Here is a 24,699-nt window from a genome sequence, read left to right as displayed (position 1 = left end):
GCCGGCATGAAGGGCACACTCAAGCAGCTGGAGCGCGCCATCGAGCACGCCCAGACTTATGAAGAATGGTACGAGGCCAGCCAGGAACACGACCGTCTGTCCGGTGCAGACGAATGGAAGGAAATTGACCGTTCCCCCCACTACGACTACGAACTGATCCGTAACCGGTTGTGGCAAATCCGCCAGGCCCGGGAGCGTAACGACGTCAACAAGCTGGTCTTCCATCTCCATGAAGGCCTGCATGGCAACCTGGGGAACATCTCCAATCCCAAGCTGTATCAGCACAGCCGGGTTGGCACCAAACGCCTGATCGACAACTATCTCACCGAAGTCACCACCGCTCTTAATTACCTTTGCGACAGCAACTTCAAGGAATTCGGGCTCAAGGAAAAACTGGATTTCTTCGAGACCACCGGCCAAGCCTTTGGCCAGAGCTGCCTGATGCTGTCCGGCGGCGCGGCCCTCGGGCTGTTCCACATCGGGGTCGCGCGCTGTCTATGGGAGCAAGGTTTGCTGCCCTCGGTCATTTCTGGCTCCAGTGCCGGCAGTATCATTGCGTCCGTGGTCGGCACCCACAATGATGACGAACTGAAAACCAAACTCGAGCCGGAAAATATCTATCTGGAAGCGTTTAAGGTCATCGGCTGGAAAGGGCTGCTGCGCGGCACTCCGGTGCTGGACGGCGACCATCTGGAAGGCTGCCTTGAAGAAAACATCTTTGATATGACCTTCGAGGAGGCCTACCGCCACACCGGCCGCGAGATCAATATCACTGTCAGCCCCTACGACCGCAACCAGCACGCTCGCTTGCTCAACTGGCGTACCTCGCCCAATGTGTTGATTCGCAAGGCGTCGCTGGCGTCCTGCGCCATCCCCGGTATCTACCCACCCGTTTCCCTGTGGGCCAAGAATATCGACGGTGAGCGTGTTCCCTATATTCCGGGCCGGAAGTTTGTTGATGGCTCCATCGTTGACGATCTGCCCATCCAGCGACTGGCACGCCTGTATGGAGTGAACCACTCCATTGTCAGCCAGACGAATCCTCACGTTGTGCCCTTCCTGTCACGTAACGAGCACGCAGAGAGCACCCTGCGCATGGTCGGCGACTGGGCACTCAAAAACGTATCCATGAATGTTCGCTATGGACTGGATGTGGTGCAGAAGCGGGTCGCCTCCAACGACCTGGGCCTGATTATCGACAAGGCCAGAAGCATGGTCGGTCAGAAATACATGGGCGACATCAACATGATTCCGCCTCGCCAGCCTCTCAACGCCTTGAAGGTGCTGAGCAACGCAACCCTGGAAGACGTGCGAACGTTCATTCGCCGAGGTGAAAAAGCCACCTGGCCGAAAGTAGATATGGTTGCCAACACGACCGCCATCAGCCGTACCTTCCGCGATTGTCGTGCTCGCCTCGATCGCATTGAAGAGCGTATGCTGGATCAAGTACCGATGACTGCCGTGTAACCGGCCTGACACCGCGCAGCGTCGGAACCGCTTCAGGGAGAGAGTGCTTGCGCGGTTTGCTGATACCTTTTTCCAGACAAAACCCACTGGCCCTGCGGCTGGCGGGCGCTGTTCTGCTGGTAAGTTTACTGGTCACGCTGATTAGCATTGCGCTTTTTGTGATTCGTGAATATCACCAGGGCACCCAACGGCTCGCACAGAATCTCGCCCAAATCGAGCTGACCACATTGCCAGGCCTGTCTCGGTCGCTGTGGAATTTTGATGAAGAACAGCTGAAAGTGCAGCTTAACGCTCTGGTCAGCCTGCCTGATGTGGAATATGCCGTGATCCGTTGGCAGGACTGGAACGGCAACAGCAAAATGCTCAGCGCCAGTGACAGTACCTCACATCCACCTCAGGAGCGCCATCGCTTTCCGTTGACGTATCAGCGCCGTAGCGGCGAAGTCGAAGCCCTCGGTACACTGGAGTTGGGCATTTCCCAGCACAGCCTTTATCAACAACTCGGCCAGCAAACCATTTTCCTGGTAACGTTTCTGGCCACACAAGCCCTCATCAGCGCCTTGCTCATTATCATTCTGTTACGCCAGTTGTTAACCCTTCGACTGGGCAAGCTGGCGGATGCCACCCGGCAACTGACCCTGTCTTCCCTGCATCATCCCATCCCGCGCCAGAACGGGCCGGTCAACGATGAGCTGGATAACATTGCCGCGGCCCTCGATACCATGCGCTTGCGATTACTGGAAGATATTCAGGCTCGGCAGAACGCAGACCAGGCGCTTCTGAAAGAACGTGAATTGCGACTGGATAATGAAGAGCGACGTATTCGGGCTGAAAGCGCCAACGATGCCAAAAACACATTCATGGCCACCATGAGTCACGAAATCCGCACGCCTCTCAACGGCATCATCGGGCTGCTTGACCTGTTACAGAGTTCGCGACTCACCCCCCGCCAGGCGCACTATTTGAAGCTGATGCAGCAATCCAGCGAGAACCTGCTGGCCATCATCAATGACATACTCGATTTCTCAAAGATCGAAGCAGGTGAGCTGAAGCTCGAAAACCGCGCTCTCAATCTGGTGACGCTTATCGAAGACACCCTGTGCGCCTACGCCGGACTCGCCGAAAAGAAGCACTTGTTGCTGGCCTGTGAGCTGCTTCTCAAGGAACACCAGATCATCCGCGGAGATGAAGTGCGTTTGCGCCAGATTCTCATGAACCTGATCAGCAACGCCATCAAGTTCACTGAGCGCGGACACATTATTGTCCGCGCACTGGACCACCCCAACGGGGTCCGTATTGAAATCGAAGATACGGGCATTGGCATCACCCCGCGACAGCAGGAGAGCATTTTCGAGGCGTTTGCCCAGGCAGACCAAAGCACCGCACGCCGCTTCGGCGGCACAGGGCTGGGCCTGAGTGTATGCCGATCACTGAGCACCATCATGCAGGGCTCGCTGTCTGTCCATAGCACACCCGGTCATGGCAGTACCTTCACCCTGTTCCTGCCGCTTGCGGCCACCCCCAACCAGCCCGCCTTGCCAGATCTCGACGGGCAACCCCTACTGGTGATCAGTGAGCAGGACGCTTTGCTGCAACCACTGACACGCATGCTCAATCTGGCCAATGGGCGCCCCTTGCGCGGAACGGCACTGTCCATGCTCGATAGTGCTTCGTCTTCCGCGATTGCGTTGATAGACGCCGACCTGCTCAGCCCGAAAACAGCTGACCTGACCCTTGCCCCGGAATGGCAGCACAGGACCATTTTGATTGGCCACGAAGACATGGACTCCCCCTCCTGTCGCTATCTGCGAGAACCGGTCACTCGCACGGCCCTGTTCAAACTGTTGGCCCACCCCCCCCATACCAAGCCGGGCTCCACGGAACCCCCGCCTTCATCGGATTTACCATCACTTCGCATCCTCGTAGCAGAGGACAACCCGGTCAATCGCTCCGTCCTGCAGGCCTTGCTAAACTCGCTGTCTCTTCCTGAGGCCACTATCTGCGACGATGGACACACCGCGCTGGAGGCTTATCAGCAACAGCAAGGGCAATTTGATGTCATTCTCATGGACGTTGAAATGCCGGGCCTGGATGGTCTTGGTGCCACCCGTGCCATTCGCCAGTTTGAACAGCAAACGGGACTCTCCCCTTGCCCGGTGATCGCGCTGACCGCACATACGCTGGATAACGATGCCAGCCTGATTCGAGACGCAGGCATTGACCAGGTGCTCAACAAACCCCTGCGCCGCAATACCCTGATTCAGTGCCTGCAGCAGCTCTCTCCTCGCTCCTGATTCTTCCTGTTTACCAAGAACCTGAACCCCGTCACAAAGCGCTGACAATTCAGCAACCAAAACCGACCGACCCTGTGCAACTTCTCCCCTATCGTAGAGTCATATCCGCAGATGGCCTTGATATGCTTGAGGGCAACATGAATACAGATACGACCGAGAACTGGCTTCCTGATTTCCTCGATGAAGTAGGGCTACCCCAGCATGCGGTGTTCCGCGGCTACGTTCTGTACAACGATGAACAAGAACGCTTTCTGGCCATCAACACCCTCGCCCCGGAGCGCGCCCGCAGCCATTATGTGGAAAGTTGCGCGTGGGCTCACCGCTACCCGTTAATCCGTATGGCCAGTGACGCCCTACGCAGCCACGACACAATGCTGGAGATTCGTGCCCTGTTCGAGCTGGGTCGCCGCTATCTCACCGTCCCGGTCTAAACAGACCGCAGGCCTCATCCTCGCCCATCACTGCCCCCTTGCTCGGCTCGGGGCTTTTTCGGATATACTGACCATAAGAACAGTATATCCGGAGCCCCGCCATGCCTGTCACTCTGCTTTGCCCCGCCCACGAGATGCCACCCCTCGAGCGCCCCCTGTATGCCTCTCGCATCCCGGCAGGCTTTCCCTCTCCTGCCCAGGACCATATTGAACAGCGGCTGGATCTGAACACCTTGTGCATCGAGCACCCCAATGCCACTTTCTTTGCCCGGGCCAGTGGCGACTCCATGCTCGGGGCGAGTATTTCCTCCGGTGACATACTGGTCATCGATCGAGCGCTGGAGGCCCGCCACGGGGATATTGTTGTCGCAGCCCTGGATGGCGAATTCACCGTCAAGGAGCTGTGCCTGCACCCCTCCCCCTGCCTGAAAGCCCACAACCCGGCCTACCCTTCCCTGATTCTGGATGACAACAGCCAACTCGATCTCTTTGGCGTGGTCACATTTGTCATCCACCAGACCCGGCGCAAGTGATATGTACGCCCTGGTAGACTGCAATAACTTCTACGCCTCCTGCGAAACCCTGTTCCGCCCGGATCTGCGCGGCAAACCGGTGGTGGTTCTGTCCAACAACGATGGCTGTGTCATCGCTCGCTCCGCAGAAGCCAAACGCCTCGGCATTCGTATGGGCATTCCGGCATTCAAAATTCGCCATGCCGTGCAACAACACGGCATCATCGTGTTTTCATCCAACTATGCCTTGTACGCAGACATGTCTGCACGGGTCATGGCCACCCTCGAACAACTGGCCCCCGCGGTGGAGGTGTATTCCATTGATGAGGCCTTCCTGGAACTGAGCGGTATCCCCCTGCCACAACTGCAACCGCTCGGCGAACGGATTCGTCACACCATTGGTCGCCATCAGGGATTGAGCGTCTGCGTCGGAATTGCCCCCACCAAGACCCTGGCCAAACTGGCCAACCATGCTGCCAAACGATGGCCCGCCACAGGCGGCGTGGTCGTGCTTAACGAACGGGCCCGGCAACAGAAACTGATGCAGTTGGTGCCAGTAACCGACATCTGGGGAGTTGGCCGGCGACTCGGAAAACGTCTTGCGGAACAAGGGATTCGCACTGCCCTGGATCTGGCCCGGTGCCCACCTGAACGGATACAGAAACAGTTCAGTGTTGTACTGGCGCGTACCGTGCGGGAGCTCAACGGTAATGCCTGTCTGTCACTGGAGAGCATCCCGGCGCCACGTCAACAGATCATCTGTTCGCGCTCATTCGGGGAGCGGGTGACCGACAAGACCGTCATGCAGCACGCCATCACCACCCACGCCTGGCGTGCCGGTGAAAAACTGCGCGGCCAGAACAGCCTGGCCTCCCAGCTCAGCCTCTTTATCCAGACCAGCCCCTTTACCCCCGGTGAAGCCCGCTACAGCAATCAGGCAACAGGCCACTTCCCGACACTCACCGCCGATGCCCGGGACCTGCTGGCCATGGCTCGCAGGTTGCTGGACTGCATCTGGCAAGACGGCTACCGCTATGCCAAGGCCGGCATCCTGATACACGATATTGCCGCCCCCGGTTGCCAGCAGGAGAGCTTGCTCGACTCTCCTGCCCGCGAGCGAACCGACACCCTCATGGCCACACTCGACAACATCAATCAGCAAGGGATCGGCAAGGTATGGCTGGCGGCCCAGGGTATGGAAGCACATCAGCCTGAGTGGGGAATGAAAAGACAGCGGCTTTCTCCCGCCTACACCACGCGATGGCAGGACCTGATATCCATCGGATGAACCGTATGGCAGCGCAGAGAAAACCGGGCAGCACAGCTCCAAGGCTGTGCAGGATCATTTGATCTGAGCCAGGGCCTGTTTCAACCGAGCAACAGCGGCATCAGTGTCCCCCAACTTGTCGAGACCAAACAGCCCGACCCGAAAGGTCTTGAAATCCGCAGGTTCATCACACATCAGCGGCACGCCGCCCGCGGTTTGCAAACCCAGCTGCACAAAGGCCGCACCACTCTTGATGGCATCGTTGTCGGTGTAAGACACCACCACACCCGGCGCTTCGAAACCTGGCGCCGCCACACTTTCATAGCCCTGCTCTGCCAGCAGCTCGCGCACGGCCATGCCCAGTTTCCACTGGCGCTCCTTCACTGCCGTGAGGCCCTCACCCAGGGTTTCCAGCATGGCATCGCGGAACCCGCGCAAGGCATCCGTCGGCATGGTGGCGTGGTAGGCATGCCCACCCTTTTCATAGGCGATCATGATGTCTCGCCACTTTTTCAGGTCAGCCGCAAAACTGGTGGATGTGGTGACCTGTAATCGCTGTTCTGCCGCCTCGCTCATCATCACCAGAGCGCTGCAGGGTGAGGCACTCCAGCCTTTCTGCGGCGCACTGATCAGCACATCCACCCCGATGGCCTTCATATCCACCCAGATCGCCCCGGATGCAATACAGTCCAGCACGAACAGCCCACCCACGCTGTGCACCGCCTCGGCAACCTGTTTCAGGTAATCATCGGGAAGAATGATCCCGGAGGCCGTTTCCACATGGGGCGCAAACACCAGCCCGGGCTTTTCAGCCTTGATGGTGGCCACCACCGTTTCAATCGGGGCGGGCGCAAACGGCGCCCTGGGCTGGTCACTGACCGGAGCGGCTTTCAGCACCGTTTCTTTTGACGGAATTCCGCCCATGTCAAAAATCTGGCTCCAACGGAAACTGAAAAACCCGTTCCGGATCACCAGGCAATGCTGGTCGGTGGCAAACTGGCGTGCCACCGCTTCCATACCAAAACTGCCACCACCGGGCACCACTGCAACACAATGGGCGTTGTAGACCTGCTTCAGATTACTGGAGATATCACGCATCACCTGCTGAAAACGCTGGGACATGTGATTCAGGGAACGATCCGTAAAGACGACGGAGTATTCCAGCAGGCCGTCTCGATCAAAGTCACGGGGCAGGTCGGTCACAGGGGGGATCTCCTTGCGGTAGCTACGGCGTTTATCGTGGTCTCTCTGGATACTGGATTGCCCCTGCCAACGCAACCTTTGGGGGTGTGATTGGTGGCAAAATGCACAGGCAAGCCGTGTCTGCAGTCAATGCGGGGGGCGCAGCAAACCATTAAGCTATTATCATTCTTGAGCCAGCCAGGGCGCTCACGCATACTATGCGCCCCTTAAACCCCATAAACACTGTGTTTATTTCGCGAGCCGGGAATTCATGGCAGAGTACGTCCTGATACTGATCAGCGCAGTGCTGGTTAACAACTTTGTTCTGGTGCAGTTTCTGGGGCTGTGTCCGTTCATGGGTGTCTCCAACAAGATCGAGACCGCCATGGGCATGTCACTGGCCACCACCTTTGTGCTCACCCTCTCCTCCGTACTCGCCTACCTGACCTGGGCCTACATTCTGGTGCCCTTCGAGCTGGAGTACCTGCGCACCATCAGCTTTATTCTGGTGATCGCCGTGGCAGTGCAGTTCACTGAAATGTTCGTCAAGAAAGCCAGCCCCCTGCTCTATCGGGTACTGGGGGTGTTCCTGCCGTTGATTACCTCCAACTGCGCCGTGCTGGGTGTCGCCCTGCTGAATGTACGCCAGGAAGATGCCACTTTCATGTCATCACTGACCTACGGCTTTGGCGCCGCGCTGGGATTCTCCCTCGTGCTGATCCTGTTTGCCGCCATGCGTGAGCGCATCGCCGTTGCGGATGTACCGGAAGCGTTCCGCGGTCCCAGCATCGGCCTGATCACCGCCGGCCTGATGTCGCTGGCCTTCATGGGCTTTTCCGGGTTGATCAAGCTATGAGTGCCGTACTGATTGCGATTGCCGCCCTGCTGGGACTGGCAGCGGTGTTCGGAGCGGTGCTCGGTTTCGCCTCGGAAAAATTCAAGGTGGAGGGCGATCCCATTGTCGACCAGATCGACGACCTGCTGCCACAGACCCAATGCGGCCAGTGCGGCCACCCCGGCTGTCGCCCCTATGCCGAGGCCATTGCCGAAGGGGAAGAACACAATCGCTGCCCTCCCGGCGGTCAGGATACCGTGGATGCCCTCACTGACCTGCTTGGCCGTGATGAGCTGACCCTGGACGATGAAGGCGCCGAAGACGCCAACATCCCCAAAGTCGCCTACATCCGCGAGGATGAATGTATCGGCTGCACCAAGTGCATCCAGGCCTGCCCGGTGGACGCCATTGTCGGCGCTGCCAAGCTGATGCACACCGTGATGGTGGACGAATGCACCGGCTGCGACCTGTGCGTGGAGCCCTGCCCGGTGGACTGCATTGATATGGTAGAGGTCAAACCTACCCTGCAGACCTGGGGCTGGCACCGCCCTGCCGGCATTGGTCAGCGCCCGGACAGCCGTATTGAGGTGGTCAACCTGTGATTCGTACCCTGTTCCGTTCGCGCAGCCCGAAGGTGTTTGATTTCCACGGCGGCATTCACCCACCGGAAATGAAGCACCTGTCCAACAGCACCCCCATTGCGCCCGGCCCTCTGCCGGCCCAGCTGGTGCTGCCACTGAACATGCATATCGGGGCACCGGCCAAGCCATTGGTGGCCCCCGGCGACCGGGTCCTCAAGGGGCAAATGATTGCCGAACCCGGCGGCGCCGTTAGTGCCGCGATTCATGCGCCGACTTCCGGCACCATCAGTGCCATTGGCCCCCGCCCGATCCAGCATCCATCTGGCATGGATGCCATCTGCCTGGTGCTCGACACCGATGGCAAGGATGAATGGGTCACCCACAGTGGCGTGACTGATTACACCGAGCTGAGCCCCGGCGAGCTGGTCGACACCATCCGCCATGCCGGTATTGCCGGAATGGGGGGCGCGGGTTTCCCCACCAGCATCAAGGTGAACCTCGGCGACCATCAGCGAGTAGAAGAGCTGATCATCAATGCGGTGGAGTGCGAGCCGTACATCACCGCCGATGACCGACTGATGCGTGAACATGCCGACGAGATCATCACCGGCATCCACATCCTCCAGTACCTGCTCAACCCACGCCGCACCCTGATTGGGATCGAGGACAACAAGCCCGAGGCCATTTCCGCAATCAAGCGGGCCTGCAAGGGCTGCGATATCGAAGTCCGTGTGGTGCCGACCAAATACCCGTCCGGTGGCGAGAAGCAGATCATCCAGTTGCTGACCGGCAAGGAAGTCCAGAGCGGCCAGCTGCCCGCCCATGTGGGAGTGGTGTGCCAGAACGTCGGCACCGCCCACGCCATCAAGCGGGCCGTGGTAGACGGCCAGCCCCTGATCAGCCGGGTCACCACCCTGACCGGCGATGGCGTCGCACGACCGGGTAACTACGAGGTGCTGCTGGGCACGCCCGTACGCGACCTGCTAAGCCATGGCGGCGTCAATCCGGATGCACTCGAACGGCTGGTCATGGGCGGCCCGATGATGGGGTTCACCCTGCATAACCCGGCCGTGCCGGTCGTCAAAACCACCAACTGCATCATTGCCGCCACCCCGGAAGAGCTGCCTGAACCCCCAGAGGAACAGCCCTGTATCCGTTGCGGTTCCTGTGCCGAAGTCTGCCCGGCCAACCTGCTACCCCAGCAGCTCTACTGGCATGCCAAGAATGACGATCTGGAAAAGGCCCAGCACCACAACCTGATGGATTGCATCGAATGTGGCGCCTGTGCCTACGTCTGCCCCAGCCACATTCCGCTGGTGCAGTACTACCGCTACGCCAAGGGTGCCGTGCGCCAGCAGGCCGCCGACCAATTGAAAGCGGACAAGGCCCGGGAACGTTTCGAGGCGCGCCAAGCCCGTATCGACGCCGAGAAGGCCGAGAAGGAAGCCCGTCGCCAGGCCCGCCTGGAAGCCAACCGCAAGAAGAAAACCGACACTGCTGCCGCCCCGGCCGTGGACACCGCCGCCCTCAAACAGGCCTCTCTGGAAGCATCCAAGGCCTACAAAGCGGCAGTCAAGGCGGCCAAGGAAGCAGAAGCCAACGAGGCAGAGAACAGTGCGGAATTGAAGGCCGAAGCCGAGCGCCTGAAAGCCGTGGCCGACAAGGCCAAGGCCGCCGTGCGTGACGCCAAAAACGCCGCCCCTGCCGCCGCACCGGCAGAGGATCGGGTGGCCACACTCAAGAAACAGGTGGGTGACGCCTCGTCTGCCTACAAGAACGCGGTCAAAGCCGCCAAAGAGGCGGAAGCCAACGGCGATGACAATGCCGCCGAGCTACGGGCCAGTGCCGACACCCTCAAGGCCGAAGCCGACAAACTGAAAGCCGAGTTGCGCGAGGCCAAGGCCAATGCCCCAGCCGCCCCTGCAGCGGCGCCACAAGTCGACCCCGTCGCTGAACTGAAACAAAAGGTGGGCGAAGCATCGTCTGCTTACAAGGCTGCGGTCAAAGCGGCCAAAGAGGCCGAGGCCAACGGCGATGACAATGCCGCCGAGCTACGGGCCAGTGCCGACACCCTCAAGGCCGAAGCCGACACACTGAAAGCCGAGTTGCGTGAGGCCAAGGCCAATGCGCCAGCGGCGACCCCGGCGCCCGCCACCCCGCCGCCGGCCGATCCGCTCGTCGAGCTGAAGGCCAAAGTGGGTGAAGCCTCTGCTGCCTACAAGGCCGCGGTCAAAGCCGCCAAAGAAGCGGAAGAAAATCGCGCGGAGAACGCGGCGGCCCTGCGTGCCGAAGCCGACAAGCTGAAAGCCGATGCAGATCACTGGAAGGCAGAATTGCGCGAGGCCAAGGCAAGCGCACCTGCCACCCCCAAGGCGGCACCGGCCACCACCGACCAACCGCGTATCCCTGAAGCCACTGCCCCGCAATCGCTGGCCGCCGTGGATCCGGAAGAAGCCGCCAAGCGGCAAAAGCGTCTCAAAGGCCTCAAAACCGCCTATAACATGGCCCACAAGCAGTACAAGGAAGCCCACGCCGCCCTTGAACGGGCCGAGCGCAAGGAGGACGTCACCGCCGACGAACTCAACGACATGCAGCGCCGGGTGGACAAACTCAAGAACAAGGCCGACATCGCCCGTGATGCGCTGGATGCCCTGGTAGAAGAAGCCAAGGCAGACATTCGTGCCCACACCGGCAAGGATCTGAAAACGCTGAAACTGGAAGCCGCACGGGCCGAAAGCGCCCTGGCCGACAAGGCGATCGAACTGCAGCGCCTGCGTGACAGCAGCAGCGAAGAGTCACTGGAAGCGCTCAACTCTGAACTGAAAGCCCTGGAAGCCGAAGCCCAGATTGCCCGAAAGGCACTGAAACAAGCCGTGGAAGAACAGGGGCTGGTGGAATGATGAAAGCCGCCCTGACGACCTTACAACCTGCAAGCGCGACGCCAGCCATGCCCGGTCGCGTCGCCCCCTACCTGAACGGCAAGGCCTGAATCGACATGAGCCTGATTACGTCCTCCTCGCCCCATGCCTCCGTGAAGAACAACACCGGCGCCTTCATGCGCCAGGTGATCTACGCCACCCTGCCCGGCCTGGCAGTACTGACATGGCAGTTTGGTTGGGGCACGGTGATCAATGTGCTGTGGGCGGTGGTCGTGGCCCTGGTCAGCGAAGCCCTGTTCCTGAAAGCCCGTGGCCGCAGCATCGGGTTCTATCTGAAAGACTACAGCGCCGTGGTCACCGCGGTGCTGTTGGGTCTGGCTCTGCCCCCCACCGCCCCCTGGTGGCTGACACTGGTGGGCGTGAGTTTTGCCATTATCGTCGCCAAGCAACTCTATGGCGGCCTGGGCATGAATCCGTTCAACCCGGCCATGGTCGGCTATGTGCTCTTGCTGATTTCCTTTCCGGTGGCCATGACCCAGTGGATCAGCCCCGGTGACGCCCCCAGCCTGCAGCAAAGCCTGCAACTGTTTGCCGGTCAGTTGCCGGTTGATGGTTTGAGTGGGGCGACACCGCTGGACACCTTCCGCACCTGGGCAGGCGACGAAGCGGCCCTGGCCAGCCACCCGATCCTGCACGGCGAACTGGCCGGGCAAGGCTGGGAATGGGTCAACCTGGCGTTCCTGCTGGGCGGGCTGTATCTGATCAGCCGCAAGATCATCACCTGGCATATCCCCGCCGGTTTTCTGGCGGGCCTTGCAGCGCCGGCACTGGTGGCATGGCTCATCGATCCGGTCCGTTTTGCCGACCCGCTGTTCCATATGCTGTCTGGCGGCGCCATGCTCGGTGCGTTCTTCATCGCCACCGACCCGGTCAGTGCCGCCACCAGCCGTAACGGTCGCCTGGTGTATGCCCTGCTGATCGGTGTGCTGATCTGGGTTATCCGCAGCTTTGGAGGCTATCCGGACGCGGTCGCTTTCTCGGTACTGTTACTCAACCTCAGCGCCCCCTTTATCGATTACTACACCCAGCCGCGTACCTACGGCCATAACAAGCCCAATAGAGGGACCGGCTCATGATGCGGTATGCCATCACCAAAAACGCCGTCATCCTGAGCCTGTTCGCTATCGGCACTGCTGCGGCCCTGGCCATCACCAATGCCCTGACCATTGACCAGGTGCAGTGCAATCGTCAGCAGGCGCTGATGACCTCGCTGAACGAAGTGATGCCCCACGACCAGCACGACAATGACCTGCTTGCCGACCGCGTTACCCGCCGTGATCCGCTGCTGGGGCGCAGCGAACATCATATCTATCGCGCCCGCCTCAATGGCCAGCCCAACGGCGCCGTACTGGAAGCCACAGCCCCGGATGGCTACGGCGGCAATATTGCCGTGATCATTGGCATCAATAACAGCGGGACGGTTCAGGGCGTTCGCGTGGTTCCCCCGCACAACGAAACCCCCGGGCTGGGCGACAATATCGAAACCAAAAAATCCGACTGGATCTATGGTTTCAACGGCCGCTCACTGGAAAACCCGCAGGCCAGCGGCTGGGCAGTGAAGAAAGATGGCGGCGAATTCGACAGCTTTACCGGCGCCACCATTACTCCCCGGGCCGTCGTGGGTGCGGTATACCGTGCCTTGCAGTATTTTGATGCCAACCGCGAGCAACTCTTTGCTGCGGATGCCGAAGCCGTCGCCGCGGAGGTGTGTGATGAGTGATGTGAACTACAAGAAAATCAGCATGGACGGGCTGTGGAACAACAACCCGGCCACCGTGCAGATTCTTGGACTCTGCCCCTTGCTCGCCGTCACCGGATCCGTGGTCAACGCATTGGGGCTTGGCCTTGCCACCCTGGTGGTACTGGTAGGCTCGAACGTGTGCGTGTCCCTGATTCGCCATTACGTCACCGATGCAGTTCGCCTGCCGGCTTTTGTGATGATCATCGCGGCTATGACCACCGTGATCGAAATGCTGATGCAGGCCTACACCTTCGAGCTCTATGAAATCCTCGGCATCTTCATTCCACTGATCGTGACCAACTGTACTGTGCTCGGCCGCGCCGACGCCTTTGCCAGCAAGAATGGCATCCTGCCGTCAGCCGTGGACGGTTTCATGATGGGCCTTGGCTTTCTGGTGATCCTGCTGATTCTCGGTGGCATGCGCGAACTGGTCGGCCAGGGCACGCTGTTTACCAACATGCAGCTGTTGTTCGGCCCCATGGCTGCCCACTGGCAGCTGAATGTGATCGACAACTACGGCGGCTTCCTGCTTGCGATTCTGCCCCCCGGCGCCTTCCTCGGCCTGGGCCTGATCATCGCCGGCAAAAACGTAATCGATAAACGGCTGAAAGCCATCCAGAAGGCCAAGGCCAGCGACGAGCCCAAAGTGAGCCGTCGGGTACGCACCACTGGCAAGGTCAGCTAACGCCCCAGAATCCGGATACGCTGACGCAGGCGGAACCCCTGATCATCCACCAGCGTCAGCGTATGCCAGCCGGGCTCGGCAAGGATCGTCCGCTCATGAAAATGCCGTGTCTCGCCAAGAAACTCCGCGTCGAGATGCCAGTAGAGTCTCGCCCCCTTGCGCTGATGCACGGCACGGAAAATCGCCCGCCCGGCCCGCCCGTCCAGCTCGGTGGGAATGTAGATCTCACTCCCCACATGCGGGTACACGATGGCCATGGGCGGCTCGCTCTGCAGGGCCAGGGCACCGGCTACACAATCCTCGCGCCATGCCGGTAACGGCCGATAATCAGGGTGCTGCCGCTGATAAAACCAGGCCTGAGCCGGCGGCAACACAAACCAGTCCCGGTGTTGCATGTTCGCCACCGCTTCACAGTTGCCATGCACTCGCTGCCCGTTGGCATCCAGATGAATCCGTAAATGATGCGGCGTAACGGACTGGAAATGACTCAACCGTGGCGCATAACCGGTGCGGGTCTGGCATTGCCCGCCGGCCAGATAGCCGTCGTCGACACACACCTGCACCGTATTGAGTTCATCCAGGGGAGCTGCAGGCCAGGGCGATGGGCCCAGCAGGCTGAACACATCCAGCATCACAGGAGCCGCCGTGGCGGCACCGCCCAATGACGGGGCGGGCTCTCCATTGCCATTGCCAGCCCAGACACCGACGGTATAGCGGCCATTACTGCCGATTGCCCAGGCATCCCGCAACCCGTAGCTGGTACCGGTTTTCCAGGCGATCGGTTGGCTGGAACTGAACTGGCGCCACTGCCGCGCGGTGCCCGGACGAGCCACCTCTCGCAGTGCCTGCTGGGTCAACCATGCCGCCCCGGGGGACAGCATCAACGGCGAGTTGTCTTCCTCGTCCTGTTGCAGGGTACGAATCGTGCCGGGGGTAAGGCCGGTGGCGGCACGCATAAGGCGGGCATAAATACCGGTCAATTCATCCAGCCGCCCTTCTGCCCCCCCGAGAATCAGGGTCAGCCCGTAGTCCTCGGCACGGCGAAACAGGGTGCTCATTCCCATACGCTGCAACTCACTGTGGAAACGGCCAATGCCGTATTCCCGCAACATGCGCACCGCCGGAATGTTCAACGATTGACTCAACGCCTGGTGCGCCGGCACTGCACCGCGGTAGGCGTGATCGTAATTCTCCGGGCTGAAGCCGGCGTAATTGGTAGGCAGGTCTGCGACCAGGGTATCGGGCAGGAGCAGCCCCCCATCCAGCATCAACCCATACAACAAGGGCTTGAGTACGCTGCCGGTCGAACGCGCAGCGCTGGCAATGTCTACAGCGGCACCGTATTCCTGCGGATCCCCCTCGGTGGTGTTGCCCACATAGGCCCGGGTCTCTCCTTCACGGTGATCAATGACCACCACCGCCACATTGTGCACCCCCTCCCGCGACAGGCGCTGCCCATGCTGAGCAGCAAGGGACTGAACCCGCCGCTGCAGGTCCGCATCCAGGGTGGTCCGCAACAGTTTACTGTGCTGTTGCTGCTCGAGGGTTTGCATCAAATGGCTGGCCAGCCGTGGCAAGGGCGCCGGGGCCGCCGGTAGCGGCTCCAGCAGCGCCAGTTGCAAGTCACGCAGCTCCATGGCTCCACTGTCATGGAGCGCCTGCAGTAACCGGTCCCGTTTGGCCCGCAGTCGGTCACGATTACGGCCCGGGTGAATCCAGGAAGGCGCATTGGGCAACACCGCCAACAAGGCGGCTTCTGCCCAACTCAGCGCCGCAGGCTCACGGCCAAAGTAACGCCAGGAGGCTGCCCGCAACCCAACGATGTTGCCACCAAACGGCGCCCGGCTGGCATACTGCACCAGCACGTCCTCCTTGCTCAGGTGCCACTCCAGCTGGAGTGCCAGCCAGGCTTCACGGGCTTTCTCGGGCAGCGTGCGGGGCGGGTCTTCTCTTAGCAACCGCGCCAGCTGCATGGTCAGGGTCGAGCCCCCGCTCACCACCCTGCCCGCCTCCAGGTTGAGCCACAGGGCACGGCCAATCGCCAGCGGGTCAATTCCCGGGTGGGCGAAAAACCGTTGATCCTCAAAGCTCAACAGCGCCTGCTGGTATTTTGGCGGAAGCTTCGCCACCGGCACGAATCGCCATTGCTGATCACTGGCGATGCGGGCATTGAGCAATCGACCCTCCCGGTCCAGCATCAAGGTAGCGTAAGGCATACTGGTCAGCCGTTCAGGAAGTGGCCAGTAGTGCAGCAAGGCGGCCAGTAGCAAGAGCCCCAAAGCCGGAATAGAGAACCAGCGCAGCGCGGTCTTTTTCGTGAGATGAGGCATGGACATGGTGGCTCGCAGCAGGAAAACAAAGACTAGCCAAAGGGCCGCGCGGAAGCGAGCCTGCAGCGGCATAGCATTTCGCTATAACTGCCAGGGAGCCTCTGAATAGCTCCCTAGACCTTTTCCGCTTGCAGCGACGGTAGCTGCGGGCTAGTCTTGAATCATTGAGACACTGCACGTTCACATCGAACGCAACAGACAGAGATTAAATGATGAAAGCGCCAACCTCCCACAACTCACACCTGACCGCTCGCGCGGTAGTGGGTCGTGTTGTGTCTGGCACCTTCTATTTTGGGTATTGGTTTAGCCGCTTGCGCGCCTGATCCCGTATCCAGGCGCGCCCGCAAGGGACGCCTGCCGAAACCTCAAAAACCCCGGTCGGTATCCCGCCCGGGGTTTTTTATTGGCGCCAACAACGCCAACATCATCAAGGAGCAACACCATGTACCGATATTGCCTGACAGCGTCCAGCACACTATTTAGCCACTGGCAGCCGCCGGTTTTGCGATTACGACGATGAATTTCAGCGCCCCGCAGGCGCACCCGATACAAGGAACGACCATGCAACAGCTTCACGACACCACAGCCCGGAATCTGACGACTGCCAGCCGCCGTAGCCTGCCACTGCCCACTCCCGCCCTGCTGCGAGAGCGCCTGCCCGTGGATCGCGCCCTGGCCGAACAGATCGATCGCCATCGACAGACTGTTCGCAATATTCTCAACGGTGAGGACAATCGCCTGTTGATCATCACCGGCCCGTGCTCGCTCCATGATCCGAAATCCGCACTGGAATACGGTCACCGGCTGGCCGCACTGGCTGAGCAATTGCGAGACAAGGCATTCATCGTGATGCGCGCCTACGTGGAAAAACCCCGTACTACCGTAGGCTGGAAAGGCATGCTCTACGATCCCCATCTGGACGGCAGCAACGACATCGGCACCGGCCTGACCGTCGCCCGCCACCTGCTGCGAGACCTGGCCAAGCTTGGCCTGCCTCTGGCCACGGAACTGCTCCACCCCATGGCGGCGGATTACCTGGGTGACCTGCTCAGCTGGGCGGCGATCGGAGCGCGCACCACCGAATCGCAGATTCACCGTGAGATGGTCAGCGGCCTTGCGATGCCGGTGGGCTTCAAGAACGGTACCGATGGCAGCATCGACATTGCCTGCGACGCCATGGGCTCCGCCAGTCATCCGCACACGCATCTGGGTATGGATGACGATGGCCGTAACGCGCTGATACAGACCGCAGGCAATGCGGATACCCATCTGGTATTACGAGGCGGGCACGATGGCCCGAACTACGACGCCAACAGTGTTCGCCAGGCGGTTACAGCCCTGCAGGCAAAGGGCCAAAACCCTCGCCTGATCGTGGACTGCAGCCACGCCAACAGCGGTAAAGACCCGCTACGCCAGCCCCATGTACTTCGTGACTTGCTGGCCCAGCGTCAACAGCAGCGTGACCCGTCCCGGCAGCACATCGTCGGCGTGATGCTGGAAAGTCATCTTGAAGATGGGCGCCAGGGGCAGGACAAACCGCTAGCGTACGGGGTCTCGATTACCGACGGCTGTCTGGGATGGGAGAAGACCTGTGACCTGTTGCAGGAAATCTAATGCACAATGGCAACCGTGGCAGGCGCTTACCTTCCACGGTTCTGCTATTCTGAATTGATCTGTCTGCCTGGAGAGCCCGGATGCTGGCCAACCTGACCCTGTCAGAACTATTGACTGCTTTCGTGATTTTTCTGCTGGTCATCGCCAGCATTGCCTTTGTGGTATACCTGAAAAATCAGCGAAATCCGTAATTCATCGCCATGCTTGCATGGCGATGAATTCGTAGTGCGAATGGCAACCGACATGACCACGTTGCTCCGACTCTAGCGAGAACCGATCTCCCCTGAAAACACCTTTTCGAAGAAAACCAACACCCGCTGCCAGCTGTCTTCCGAAGCCCCCGCGTCAAACTTTGAGCGCAGCGGCGGCAGCGGGCCGAGTTTCTTGAATGTGAAGGTCTGGTGGTCATTCATGAAAGAATGGCCCACATCGTCGTACGTCTTCACATCATGGGGAACCCCCAGACGATCAAGATGGCTGGCCAATCGCTCGCCATGATCGCCATACAGCATATCCTGACGCCCCCAGCCACCCACCGCCGGGCAGATCCCCTGCAGGGACTCCGCCTTCTTCGGGATCCCGCCATAAAATGGCGCCACCACTTGCACCGGGGCCTGGCTGGCATACAGCACAGCAAAACGACCGCCCATGCAAAAGCCCATCACCCCCACCTGCTCCACCGGCTCATCCGACTGCGCCAGTAACCAGAGCCGGCAGGCTTCAAGCTGCTCGAACGCAGGCCCTTTCCCGGTTTCATGGGCCTTCAATGTCTTCACGACACACAACGCCTTGCTGCCCGGCAAATCATATAAATCCGGCACCAACACCGGATAACCGTTATCGGCCAGCCGCTGCGCAATGCGCTCAATATCATCGGTATAACCAAAAATATCGTGAATCGCGATCACCGCCGCCTTATGCGGCTGCGCCGACGCCGGCCGCAACCAGCGCGCTCGCATGGTATGACCACTGGGGAGGGGAATGCCTACAGGTTGGTTTGTCATAATGAGATCGCCATGAACAGTGAACAGTGAACAGTGAACAGTGAACAGTGAACAGTGAACAGTGAACAGTGAACAGTGACAGTGAACAGTGAACAGTGAACAGTGAACAGTGAACAGTGAACAGTGAACAGTGAACAGTGAACAGTGAACAGTGAACAGTGAACAGTGAACAGTGAACAGTGAACAGTGAACAGTGAACAGTGAACAGTGAACAGGCTGCCCGACCGACATACCCTGTCAAGCTTTATTAGGCTTTTTCTTTTTATTTAAAGGCATGAGGCCGCGTCCAAATTCTGGGCGCGGCCTCATGCCTTTCAGATCACATAACGCGCAACCGCGCCGCTGTTAACTGTTCACTATTCACTGTTAACTGCCTATCACTCCTGCATCGCCACCAATCTCGCCTCTTCCAACGCGGCTGTACGGTGCCGGGTGGCTTCGCGGTATTCGGGGTCGGCCAGCATCAAGGCGAAGGCCTGCTTGGAGGGATAGCGAACCAGCAGGACGCTGTGCCAAGTTTCCCCTTCCGGCGCAATGACACCCGCCAGGGCGCGCCCTTTCCAGACCATCTCGCCGCCTACCCCCTTGACCTTGCCAAAGGCCACTTCGGAATACTTCTGGTAGGCCTCGCGGCCGCTGTAATCGGCTTCGCCATCTTTGTACTGCGCTTTGTCGCGAAAGCGCAGCAGGTTGAGCATAACGATAGGAGTGTCATCCGGTAGCGAGGCCAGGATGTCGGGCAGGGTCTTCGGATTGGGGTCGATAACGGGACGGTCAGCCATGAACGCTCCAGAGTCTCAGTTGTCGTTATTGTCCTATCAGATCACCATGGGCCAGATGCAAAGGCAAGAGAAGAGCCAATTACGACATCGAGCCAGACAAACGGGCCGCTCATGGCAGAGTAATCTGAATCTGTTCGGCCGCGCAGAGCTGCTCCAGCTCCCCCATCCAATCACGGGGAAAACGCAATGTCATGACCACGGATTGGCCATAGCTAACCTCTTCCACCTGCCCATCATGACATGCAGCCCAATGCCTGAGCCGCTGTTCCTGCGCAAAGCCCATCTCAAGCCGACACAGTACTTGCGGCACACTCTCTACCTTTTCGGCCTCCGCCAGCACCGACTCCGCCGCTGCCGCGTAGGCGCGTACCAGCCCCCCTGCCCCCAGTTTCACGCCGCCAAAATAACGGGTCACCACGACCAGCACATCACTCATACCCTTGTGCTGAATGACGTTAAAAATGGGTTTGCCTGCCGTGCCAGAGGGCTCGCCATCATCGTTCATGGCTGCCTGGGCTGAGGCGGGGTTACCCAGCAGGTAGGCATAACAATGGTGCGAAGCATCCGGGTAGCGTTGACGTGCCTGTTCAACGATAGCCATGGCCTCATCACGGTCGCACACCGGTCTGAGCCAGGTGATAAAACGGCTTTTGTTGATGGTGATTTCCCGGTCTACAGGACCGGCAGGAACAGGATAACCGTGGATGACAATGGCTCCGGCTGGGGCATGACACTCGCTATGCTAAACTCCACAGCATGAACCCGAAACCCTCTTCTGCCAGTCTCAAACGCCGGCGCCAACTTACGGTGATCATGGCGCTGTTGTTCAGTGGCGTGCTGTTTCTGCCGTTAAGCCTGGCGCTTTACCAGGACGGCAGTGTCTTTTTTCTCTTGCTGGTTCTACTGCTGTGGCTGGCCTGTGGCCGATTTGTCTTTCACCTGCTTTCCCCCGGCAGCCCAAAACAAAACGGGCGACCCAAGGCCGCCCGTGATGATACTCACACCCAGGATCAGTGATCCAGGTAGAGGTAATGTCGCCAGCTCATCATCCGTAGCAGGATCCGGCGGATGATCGCTACATGGTGCAGATGTTCTGTGTACACCGCTGCCTGGGCACTGACCCCCATGGGCAGGGACTGTACTTCGTCATTCCCTTCCAGCTCGATAATCACCATGGCCTCGTTATCCATCTTCTGGAAAGCCGCGCCACCTACCAGCGCCTGACCGGCAGCCAGCTGAGCTTCGGCAATGGTCGGCATCACTTGCACCAGCTTACCGCTGAAAACCTGGCCCGGCAGTGATGTGAAAGCCATCTCAACCTCTGCGCCCGGCTCCAGCCGCAACAAGGATTGCTGACGGAATGCGGCAACGTAGAGCCGCTCTTCCTGGTTGATAAAATTGGCAACAGGCTTGAGGGGCAAGGGTACAGCCATCATGCCTGGGCGCACCGCCAGCTGGGTGACAAACCCGTCCATTGGCGCACGGATTACGGTGTTCTCCAGATCGAAGCGAGCCTCCTCAAGCTGCGCCTTCACTGCTGCCACGGCAGGGTCGTCCCCATCCACTGAACCATCAAGCTGGGTCTCGGCTTTAGCCAGTGCAGCCTGTGCGGCATCAAGATCCGCCCGGCTGGCAGCAACTCGCTCTGTTTGGGTATCGATTTGCTGTCGGCTGAAAGCATCTGGCGCGCCTTGGTACCGGCGCAGGGTCCGCACCGCCTGGTCGCGCTTGGCAGTGGCTTGCATCACTTTGGCGCGGGCTTCCGCCACCGAGGCCACATTGCCTTCGGCCAATTGTCCGGTATCCGCCAGTTGCGCTTCGAGCTGTGCCACACGCGCCTCGAAACGGGTGCTATCCAGAATGACCAGAGGGTCCCCCTTCTTGACAGGGGTGTTAGGCTTCACCGGAACTTCCAGGACCCGCGCCCGCACCTCTGACACGATAGGAGTCACCACATAGATCTGGCGCACCTTATCGGTGTAGGGGTGGTTGTAGTTCATCGCCAGAATAATGGCACCAATCAGTACGATACCTCCCAGAATGGCGGTGGGCACCGTCCATTTGTTCAACGGAATCTTGAAGACCTTGAAGATAAAGACACAGATGGCGGCATAAGTCAGGAGAATCAGCGTTTCCATCAGGCATTCCCCTCCAGCTTGCGCTCCAGGGCATCAATTCGCTGTGCCTGGGCATCGAGAGTTTGCTGCATAGACAGTAATAATGCCTCATCGCTCTTCTGCTGTTCCTGTATTTGCTGGAACCCCCAACCCCGCTCGGGGCGATACAGGGTGGCCCAGATCCAGAGGAACGGCCATAAGACATGCAGGGTAAAGAGGCTTACCCAACCGGCAACATGAATTGCATCCTGATGGGGGTGGTCACGGTGTTTGGCGATATCGTATGGGATGTCGTGAATGACAATGACGCCGTAAAACAGCACCAGCGCCACAAACAGCAGTAGCCCAAGAGCAATATAATCAAGCATGGAGATTCCTTGGTGTAGTAAAGCAAAGCGTTCCCGCAATCTGCCCTCATGCTACCAGAAAACCTTCACAGGAAAGGGTGACACAATTAAAGATCTTCACCGCAACCGCGGTAAAGCTTCTGATTCAGCGTTACCGAGACCTGATACGCAAACTCCGCTCCGCTCATTCCATCCTCACAACCGCCCTTCTCTATCTCCACACGCAGGGCGGCTGACTCCGAGGTAGATTCGTACAATGTCACGGTATCTTCAGTAAGAGCACCAGCGTTAGGAACGGTGACGGTTCGTTGCCCATAATCCCCGACAAACACCAGTACCTCTTCGGGTACGATGACCAAATGCCAGCCCGGCTCATTGCCTTGGGCCCAGAAATCGGCCCCACGCTTGCGGGCCTGTTCCCGGTTCATGATCACTGCGCCGCGCTTGACCGAGCCGACTTTCTCCAGCATCAGGGTCATATCGGCCGGCACTCCGGCACTGAAATCCACGTCGTTGCGCTGGGTGGTTGTCCATAGCAACTCACCCCCTGCGCCACGAATTTCCGCCCGCACCGCGTACGTCATGGCCCGTTCTGGATCAACGGCATCCGCCTGGTAGCGTAACGCAAAAGGCACCGGCACCTGGCCAGGGGCATCAATATGCTGCTCGGCAATGATGTCGGCAGGCGCATCCATCCGCGATACATCAGCGAGGGAAACCGTCAAGGTCGCCCCTTCCGGCATGGCGATTTTTTCCCGGTACATGACCTTGCCAGAGAGAACCCGCTGTTCGCCTTTTACTGCAGGCGCCTCCCCTGTTGCGCGAGGGTCATTATCACACCCCGCCAGCAATCCCATGGTCAAAAGCAGCAGGGACATCCAGCCCAGAGTGATACCCGAATGAGATCCCATCATGACAGCACCTTCAAAAGTTCGAATGAAATATGGACCGAGGGAACCTCTGAATAATTCCTTGCATGCTCAGTTTTTCAGGCTGGTTCGCCCCCTCTATGGGTCAAAAGGTAAAGAGGGGCGCGATTTTGAAGGTGTATGTCCATCCATCGGCTCTTCACCTTCGAAGGAAGCGCAACAACGAGTGCGGGCCAGCCTGGAAGACCCTACGTACCCTGACGAGCATAAAGGCGCGGCCTGAAGCCCACATCTGCTGCGCCTTGCCTTTAAGAAAGGGAACCACCCTTACCGTCGAGGCAATACACAACAGCTGCACGCTTCAGGACACGCTGAGCATGCAAGGAGTTATTCAGAGGTTCCCCAGACCCGCCGCGACGGTTCCCTTGCCCGGCTGTGCTCATCAGGGTACCCCAATAACAAGAAAGGCAGCCAGATGGCTGCCTTCTCGGTCGATCAGGATGTCGCGCCGGGTTTACCCGAAGGCGGCCAGTCCGGTCTGAGCACGGCCAAGAATCAGGGCGTGCACGTCGTGGGTCCCTTCATAGGTATTCACCGCTTCCAGGTTCATGACATGGCGAATCACATGGTATTCATCGCTGATACCGTTACCGCCGTGCATATCACGGGCCTGGCGGGCAATGTCGATGGCCTTGCCACAGTTGTTCCGTTTCATCAGTGAAACCATCTCTGGCGCCCACTGCCCGGCATCCATCAAACGCCCCAGCTGCAATGCCCCCTGCAGACCCAGGGTGATTTCGGTCTGCATGTCTGCCAGTTTTTTCTGGATCAACTGGGTATGGGCCAGCGGGCGTCCAAACTGTTTGCGGTCCAGGGTGTACTGGCGCGCCGCCTGCCAGCAAAATTCCGCCGCCCCCATGGCGCCCCAGCTGATGCCGTAACGGGCCTTGTTAAGGCAGCTGAACGGACCTTTCAGTCCTTCCACATCGAGATGATTTTCTTCCGGCACGAAACAGTCATCCAACATGATTTGGCCGGTAATCGACGCACGCAGGGAAAACTTGCCTTCAATTTTCGGCGTGGTGAAACCCTCGGCACCGCGCTCGACCACGAAACCGTGGATCTTGCCCTCCAGGTTGGCCCACACCACCGCCACATCGGCAATGGGCGAATTGGTGATCCAGGTCTTGGCGCCATTCAGCAGATAACCGCCATCGACCTTTTTGGCACGGGTACTCATGGAGCCGGGATCCGAGCCATGATCCGGCTCGGTCAGCCCAAAACAGCCAACCCATTCGCCGCTGGCCAGTTTTGGCAGGGTCTTGCGCTTGATGCTTTCACTGCCAAAAGCATGGATCGGAAACATCACCAAGGATGATTGCACGCTCATGGCAGAACGGTAACCGGAATCCACCCGCTCTACTTCCCGGGCCACCAGCCCATAGCTCACATGGTTGACGCCAGCTCCACCGTATTCCTCGGGAATGGTCGGGCCCAGAAAACCGAGCGCCCCCATTTCGTTCATGATCTCGCGATCAAACACCTCATGCCGGTTCGCCTCCAGCACCCGCGTCATCAACTTGCTCTGGCAATAATCATGGGCAGCATCACGAATCATGCGCTCGTCTTCGCTCAGCTGGCCTTCCAGCAATAGCGGATCTTTCCAATCAAATCGTTGCATTACTAATCCCGTTCGTTTCAT

General features: G+C 59.3%; 22 protein-coding genes. 13 read left to right on the top strand and 9 right to left on the bottom strand.

Features of this window, described 5'->3' with window-relative positions:
• Window positions 1-6 precede the first annotated feature (6 nt).
• The 5 genes from D4A39_RS12440 to umuC all read left to right on the top strand — a co-directional run bounded on the left by D4A39_RS12440 (window position 7) and on the right by umuC (window position 5,992).
• Window positions 7-1,467, top strand: a complete 1,461-nt coding sequence (locus tag D4A39_RS12440) for a DUF3336 domain-containing protein (protein WP_119918218.1) — start codon at window positions 7-9, stop codon at window positions 1,465-1,467.
• Window positions 1,468-1,514: 47 nt separating this feature from the next.
• Entirely contained in the window at window positions 1,515-3,761 is a 2,247-nt protein-coding gene (locus D4A39_RS12435) for an ATP-binding protein (RefSeq protein WP_022986747.1), read from the top strand.
• A gap of 137 nt (window positions 3,762-3,898) precedes the next feature.
• Window positions 3,899-4,192: a hypothetical protein gene (locus tag D4A39_RS12430; RefSeq protein ID WP_031227098.1), complete on the top strand. Its 294-nt coding sequence runs from the start codon at window positions 3,899-3,901 to the stop codon at window positions 4,190-4,192.
• A gap of 101 nt (window positions 4,193-4,293) precedes the next feature.
• Window positions 4,294-4,725, top strand: coding sequence for a translesion error-prone DNA polymerase V autoproteolytic subunit (gene umuD, locus D4A39_RS12425; RefSeq protein ID WP_022986749.1), 432 nt, complete (start codon window positions 4,294-4,296; stop codon window positions 4,723-4,725).
• Between the two features lies 1 nt (window position 4,726).
• Window positions 4,727-5,992 carry a translesion error-prone DNA polymerase V subunit UmuC gene (umuC, locus tag D4A39_RS12420; RefSeq protein WP_022986750.1) on the top strand — a complete coding sequence of 422 codons (1,266 nt, stop codon included), beginning with the start codon at window positions 4,727-4,729 and terminating at the stop codon, window positions 5,990-5,992.
• Window positions 5,993-6,046: 54 nt separating this feature from the next.
• On the opposite strand, the gene D4A39_RS12415 is transcribed toward umuC, so the two are convergent.
• The gene (locus D4A39_RS12415; protein ID WP_022986751.1) at window positions 6,047-7,174 is read right to left on the bottom strand and encodes an aminotransferase class V-fold PLP-dependent enzyme; all 1,128 of its coding nucleotides are present in this window, start codon (window positions 7,172-7,174) and stop codon (window positions 6,047-6,049) included.
• A gap of 250 nt (window positions 7,175-7,424) precedes the next feature.
• Between D4A39_RS12415 and rsxA the strand changes: the two genes are divergently transcribed.
• The 6 genes from rsxA (at window position 7,425) to D4A39_RS12385 (ending at window position 13,934) form a co-directional block, all read left to right on the top strand.
• The gene (gene rsxA, locus D4A39_RS12410; RefSeq protein WP_022986752.1) at window positions 7,425-8,009 is read left to right on the top strand and encodes an electron transport complex subunit RsxA; all 585 of its coding nucleotides are present in this window, start codon (window positions 7,425-7,427) and stop codon (window positions 8,007-8,009) included.
• Window positions 8,006-8,590: an electron transport complex subunit RsxB gene (gene rsxB, locus D4A39_RS12405; RefSeq protein ID WP_022986753.1), complete on the top strand. Its 585-nt coding sequence runs from the start codon at window positions 8,006-8,008 to the stop codon at window positions 8,588-8,590. Before rsxA ends, rsxB begins: the two co-directional genes overlap by 4 nt.
• A complete protein-coding gene (gene rsxC / locus D4A39_RS12400) occupies window positions 8,587-11,469 on the top strand; it encodes an electron transport complex subunit RsxC (RefSeq protein WP_022986754.1) in 2,883 nt (960 codons plus the stop codon). Before rsxB ends, rsxC begins: the two co-directional genes overlap by 4 nt.
• A 95-nt stretch (window positions 11,470-11,564) precedes the next feature.
• Entirely contained in the window at window positions 11,565-12,584 is a 1,020-nt protein-coding gene (gene rsxD / locus D4A39_RS12395; RefSeq protein ID WP_022986755.1) for an electron transport complex subunit RsxD, read from the top strand.
• The gene (rsxG, locus tag D4A39_RS12390; RefSeq protein WP_022986756.1) at window positions 12,581-13,228 is read left to right on the top strand and encodes an electron transport complex subunit RsxG; all 648 of its coding nucleotides are present in this window, start codon (window positions 12,581-12,583) and stop codon (window positions 13,226-13,228) included. The genes rsxD and rsxG overlap by 4 nt, the downstream gene beginning before the upstream one ends.
• Window positions 13,221-13,934: an electron transport complex subunit E gene (locus D4A39_RS12385; protein WP_022986757.1), complete on the top strand. Its 714-nt coding sequence runs from the start codon at window positions 13,221-13,223 to the stop codon at window positions 13,932-13,934. The genes rsxG and D4A39_RS12385 overlap by 8 nt, the downstream gene beginning before the upstream one ends.
• Here D4A39_RS12385 and pbpC read toward each other — a convergent pair.
• The gene (gene pbpC, locus D4A39_RS12380; RefSeq protein WP_438502576.1) at window positions 13,931-16,264 is read right to left on the bottom strand and encodes a penicillin-binding protein 1C; all 2,334 of its coding nucleotides are present in this window, start codon (window positions 16,262-16,264) and stop codon (window positions 13,931-13,933) included. The two genes, D4A39_RS12385 and pbpC, sit on opposite strands and share 4 nt — an antisense overlap.
• Before the next feature lie 561 nt (window positions 16,265-16,825).
• Between pbpC and D4A39_RS12375 the strand changes: the two genes are divergently transcribed.
• On the top strand, window positions 16,826-17,878 hold the full coding sequence (locus tag D4A39_RS12375) for a 3-deoxy-7-phosphoheptulonate synthase (protein WP_022986759.1): 1,053 nt from the start codon (window positions 16,826-16,828) through the stop codon (window positions 17,876-17,878).
• Window positions 17,879-18,141: 263 nt separating this feature from the next.
• On the opposite strand, the gene D4A39_RS12370 is transcribed toward D4A39_RS12375, so the two are convergent.
• The 3 genes from D4A39_RS12370 to D4A39_RS12360 form a co-directional block, all read right to left on the bottom strand.
• Window positions 18,142-18,882 (bottom strand): dienelactone hydrolase family protein, encoded by a 741-nt coding sequence (locus D4A39_RS12370; RefSeq protein ID WP_031227104.1) that lies wholly within the window; start codon window positions 18,880-18,882, stop codon window positions 18,142-18,144.
• Window positions 18,883-19,259: 377 nt separating this feature from the next.
• Window positions 19,260-19,664 (bottom strand): DUF1330 domain-containing protein, encoded by a 405-nt coding sequence (locus D4A39_RS12365; RefSeq protein WP_119918217.1) that lies wholly within the window; start codon window positions 19,662-19,664, stop codon window positions 19,260-19,262.
• 109 nt (window positions 19,665-19,773) lie between these two features.
• Window positions 19,774-20,328, bottom strand: a complete 555-nt coding sequence (locus tag D4A39_RS12360) for an IMPACT family protein (protein WP_081703704.1) — start codon at window positions 20,326-20,328, stop codon at window positions 19,774-19,776.
• Window positions 20,329-20,420: 92 nt separating this feature from the next.
• Between D4A39_RS12360 and D4A39_RS12355 the strand changes: the two genes are divergently transcribed.
• Window positions 20,421-20,681 (top strand): hypothetical protein, encoded by a 261-nt coding sequence (locus D4A39_RS12355; RefSeq protein WP_022986768.1) that lies wholly within the window; start codon window positions 20,421-20,423, stop codon window positions 20,679-20,681.
• Here the strand turns inward: D4A39_RS12355 and D4A39_RS12350 are convergent.
• From D4A39_RS12350 to D4A39_RS12335, 4 genes are all read right to left on the bottom strand, one after another.
• Window positions 20,675-21,802, bottom strand: a complete 1,128-nt coding sequence (locus D4A39_RS12350) for an HlyD family secretion protein (RefSeq protein WP_022986769.1) — start codon at window positions 21,800-21,802, stop codon at window positions 20,675-20,677. The two genes, D4A39_RS12355 and D4A39_RS12350, sit on opposite strands and share 7 nt — an antisense overlap.
• Window positions 21,802-22,149 (bottom strand): DUF3302 domain-containing protein, encoded by a 348-nt coding sequence (locus D4A39_RS18210; RefSeq protein ID WP_022986770.1) that lies wholly within the window; start codon window positions 22,147-22,149, stop codon window positions 21,802-21,804. The genes D4A39_RS12350 and D4A39_RS18210 overlap by 1 nt, the downstream gene beginning before the upstream one ends.
• A gap of 86 nt (window positions 22,150-22,235) precedes the next feature.
• Window positions 22,236-23,042, bottom strand: coding sequence for a YbaY family lipoprotein (locus D4A39_RS12340; protein WP_022986771.1), 807 nt, complete (start codon window positions 23,040-23,042; stop codon window positions 22,236-22,238).
• Between the two features lie 469 nt (window positions 23,043-23,511).
• Window positions 23,512-24,678, bottom strand: a complete 1,167-nt coding sequence (locus D4A39_RS12335; RefSeq protein WP_022985110.1) for an acyl-CoA dehydrogenase — start codon at window positions 24,676-24,678, stop codon at window positions 23,512-23,514.
• Window positions 24,679-24,699: the final 21 nt, after the last annotated feature.

The sequence above is a fragment of the Alcanivorax profundi genome, assembly GCF_003597125.1.
Classification (GTDB): Bacteria; Pseudomonadota; Gammaproteobacteria; order Pseudomonadales; family Alcanivoracaceae; genus Alcanivorax; species Alcanivorax profundi.
The sequence above is the reverse complement of the archived record's forward strand: the minus strand, read 5'-3'. Positions and strand labels throughout refer to the sequence as shown.

Bases quoted from the DNA above. Each gene is read 5' to 3' on its own strand.
- D4A39_RS12440 (WP_119918218.1), top strand. From the start codon at position 7: ATGAAGGGCACACTCAAGCAGCTGGAGCGCGCCATCGAGCACGCCCAG.
- D4A39_RS12430 (WP_031227098.1), top strand. From the start codon at position 3,899: ATGAATACAGATACGACCGAGAACTGGCTTCCTGATTTCCTCGATGAA.
- umuD (WP_022986749.1), top strand. From the start codon at position 4,294: ATGCCTGTCACTCTGCTTTGCCCCGCCCACGAGATGCCACCCCTCGAG.
- umuC (WP_022986750.1), top strand. From the start codon at position 4,727: ATGTACGCCCTGGTAGACTGCAATAACTTCTACGCCTCCTGCGAAACC.
- rsxA (WP_022986752.1), top strand. From the start codon at position 7,425: ATGGCAGAGTACGTCCTGATACTGATCAGCGCAGTGCTGGTTAACAAC.
- rsxB (WP_022986753.1), top strand. From the start codon at position 8,006: ATGAGTGCCGTACTGATTGCGATTGCCGCCCTGCTGGGACTGGCAGCG.
- rsxD (WP_022986755.1), top strand. From the start codon at position 11,565: ATGAGCCTGATTACGTCCTCCTCGCCCCATGCCTCCGTGAAGAACAAC.
- rsxG (WP_022986756.1), top strand. From the start codon at position 12,581: ATGATGCGGTATGCCATCACCAAAAACGCCGTCATCCTGAGCCTGTTC.
- D4A39_RS12385 (WP_022986757.1), top strand. From the start codon at position 13,221: ATGAGTGATGTGAACTACAAGAAAATCAGCATGGACGGGCTGTGGAAC.
- pbpC (WP_438502576.1), bottom strand. From the start codon at position 16,264: ATGCCTCATCTCACGAAAAAGACCGCGCTGCGCTGGTTCTCTATTCCG.
- D4A39_RS12375 (WP_022986759.1), top strand. From the start codon at position 16,826: ATGCAACAGCTTCACGACACCACAGCCCGGAATCTGACGACTGCCAGC.
- D4A39_RS12370 (WP_031227104.1), bottom strand. From the start codon at position 18,882: ATGACAAACCAACCTGTAGGCATTCCCCTCCCCAGTGGTCATACCATG.
- D4A39_RS12365 (WP_119918217.1), bottom strand. From the start codon at position 19,664: ATGGCTGACCGTCCCGTTATCGACCCCAATCCGAAGACCCTGCCCGAC.
- D4A39_RS12355 (WP_022986768.1), top strand. From the start codon at position 20,421: ATGAACCCGAAACCCTCTTCTGCCAGTCTCAAACGCCGGCGCCAACTT.
- D4A39_RS12350 (WP_022986769.1), bottom strand. From the start codon at position 21,802: ATGGAAACGCTGATTCTCCTGACTTATGCCGCCATCTGTGTCTTTATC.
- D4A39_RS18210 (WP_022986770.1), bottom strand. From the start codon at position 22,149: ATGCTTGATTATATTGCTCTTGGGCTACTGCTGTTTGTGGCGCTGGTG.
- D4A39_RS12340 (WP_022986771.1), bottom strand. From the start codon at position 23,042: ATGATGGGATCTCATTCGGGTATCACTCTGGGCTGGATGTCCCTGCTG.
- D4A39_RS12335 (WP_022985110.1), bottom strand. From the start codon at position 24,678: ATGCAACGATTTGATTGGAAAGATCCGCTATTGCTGGAAGGCCAGCTG.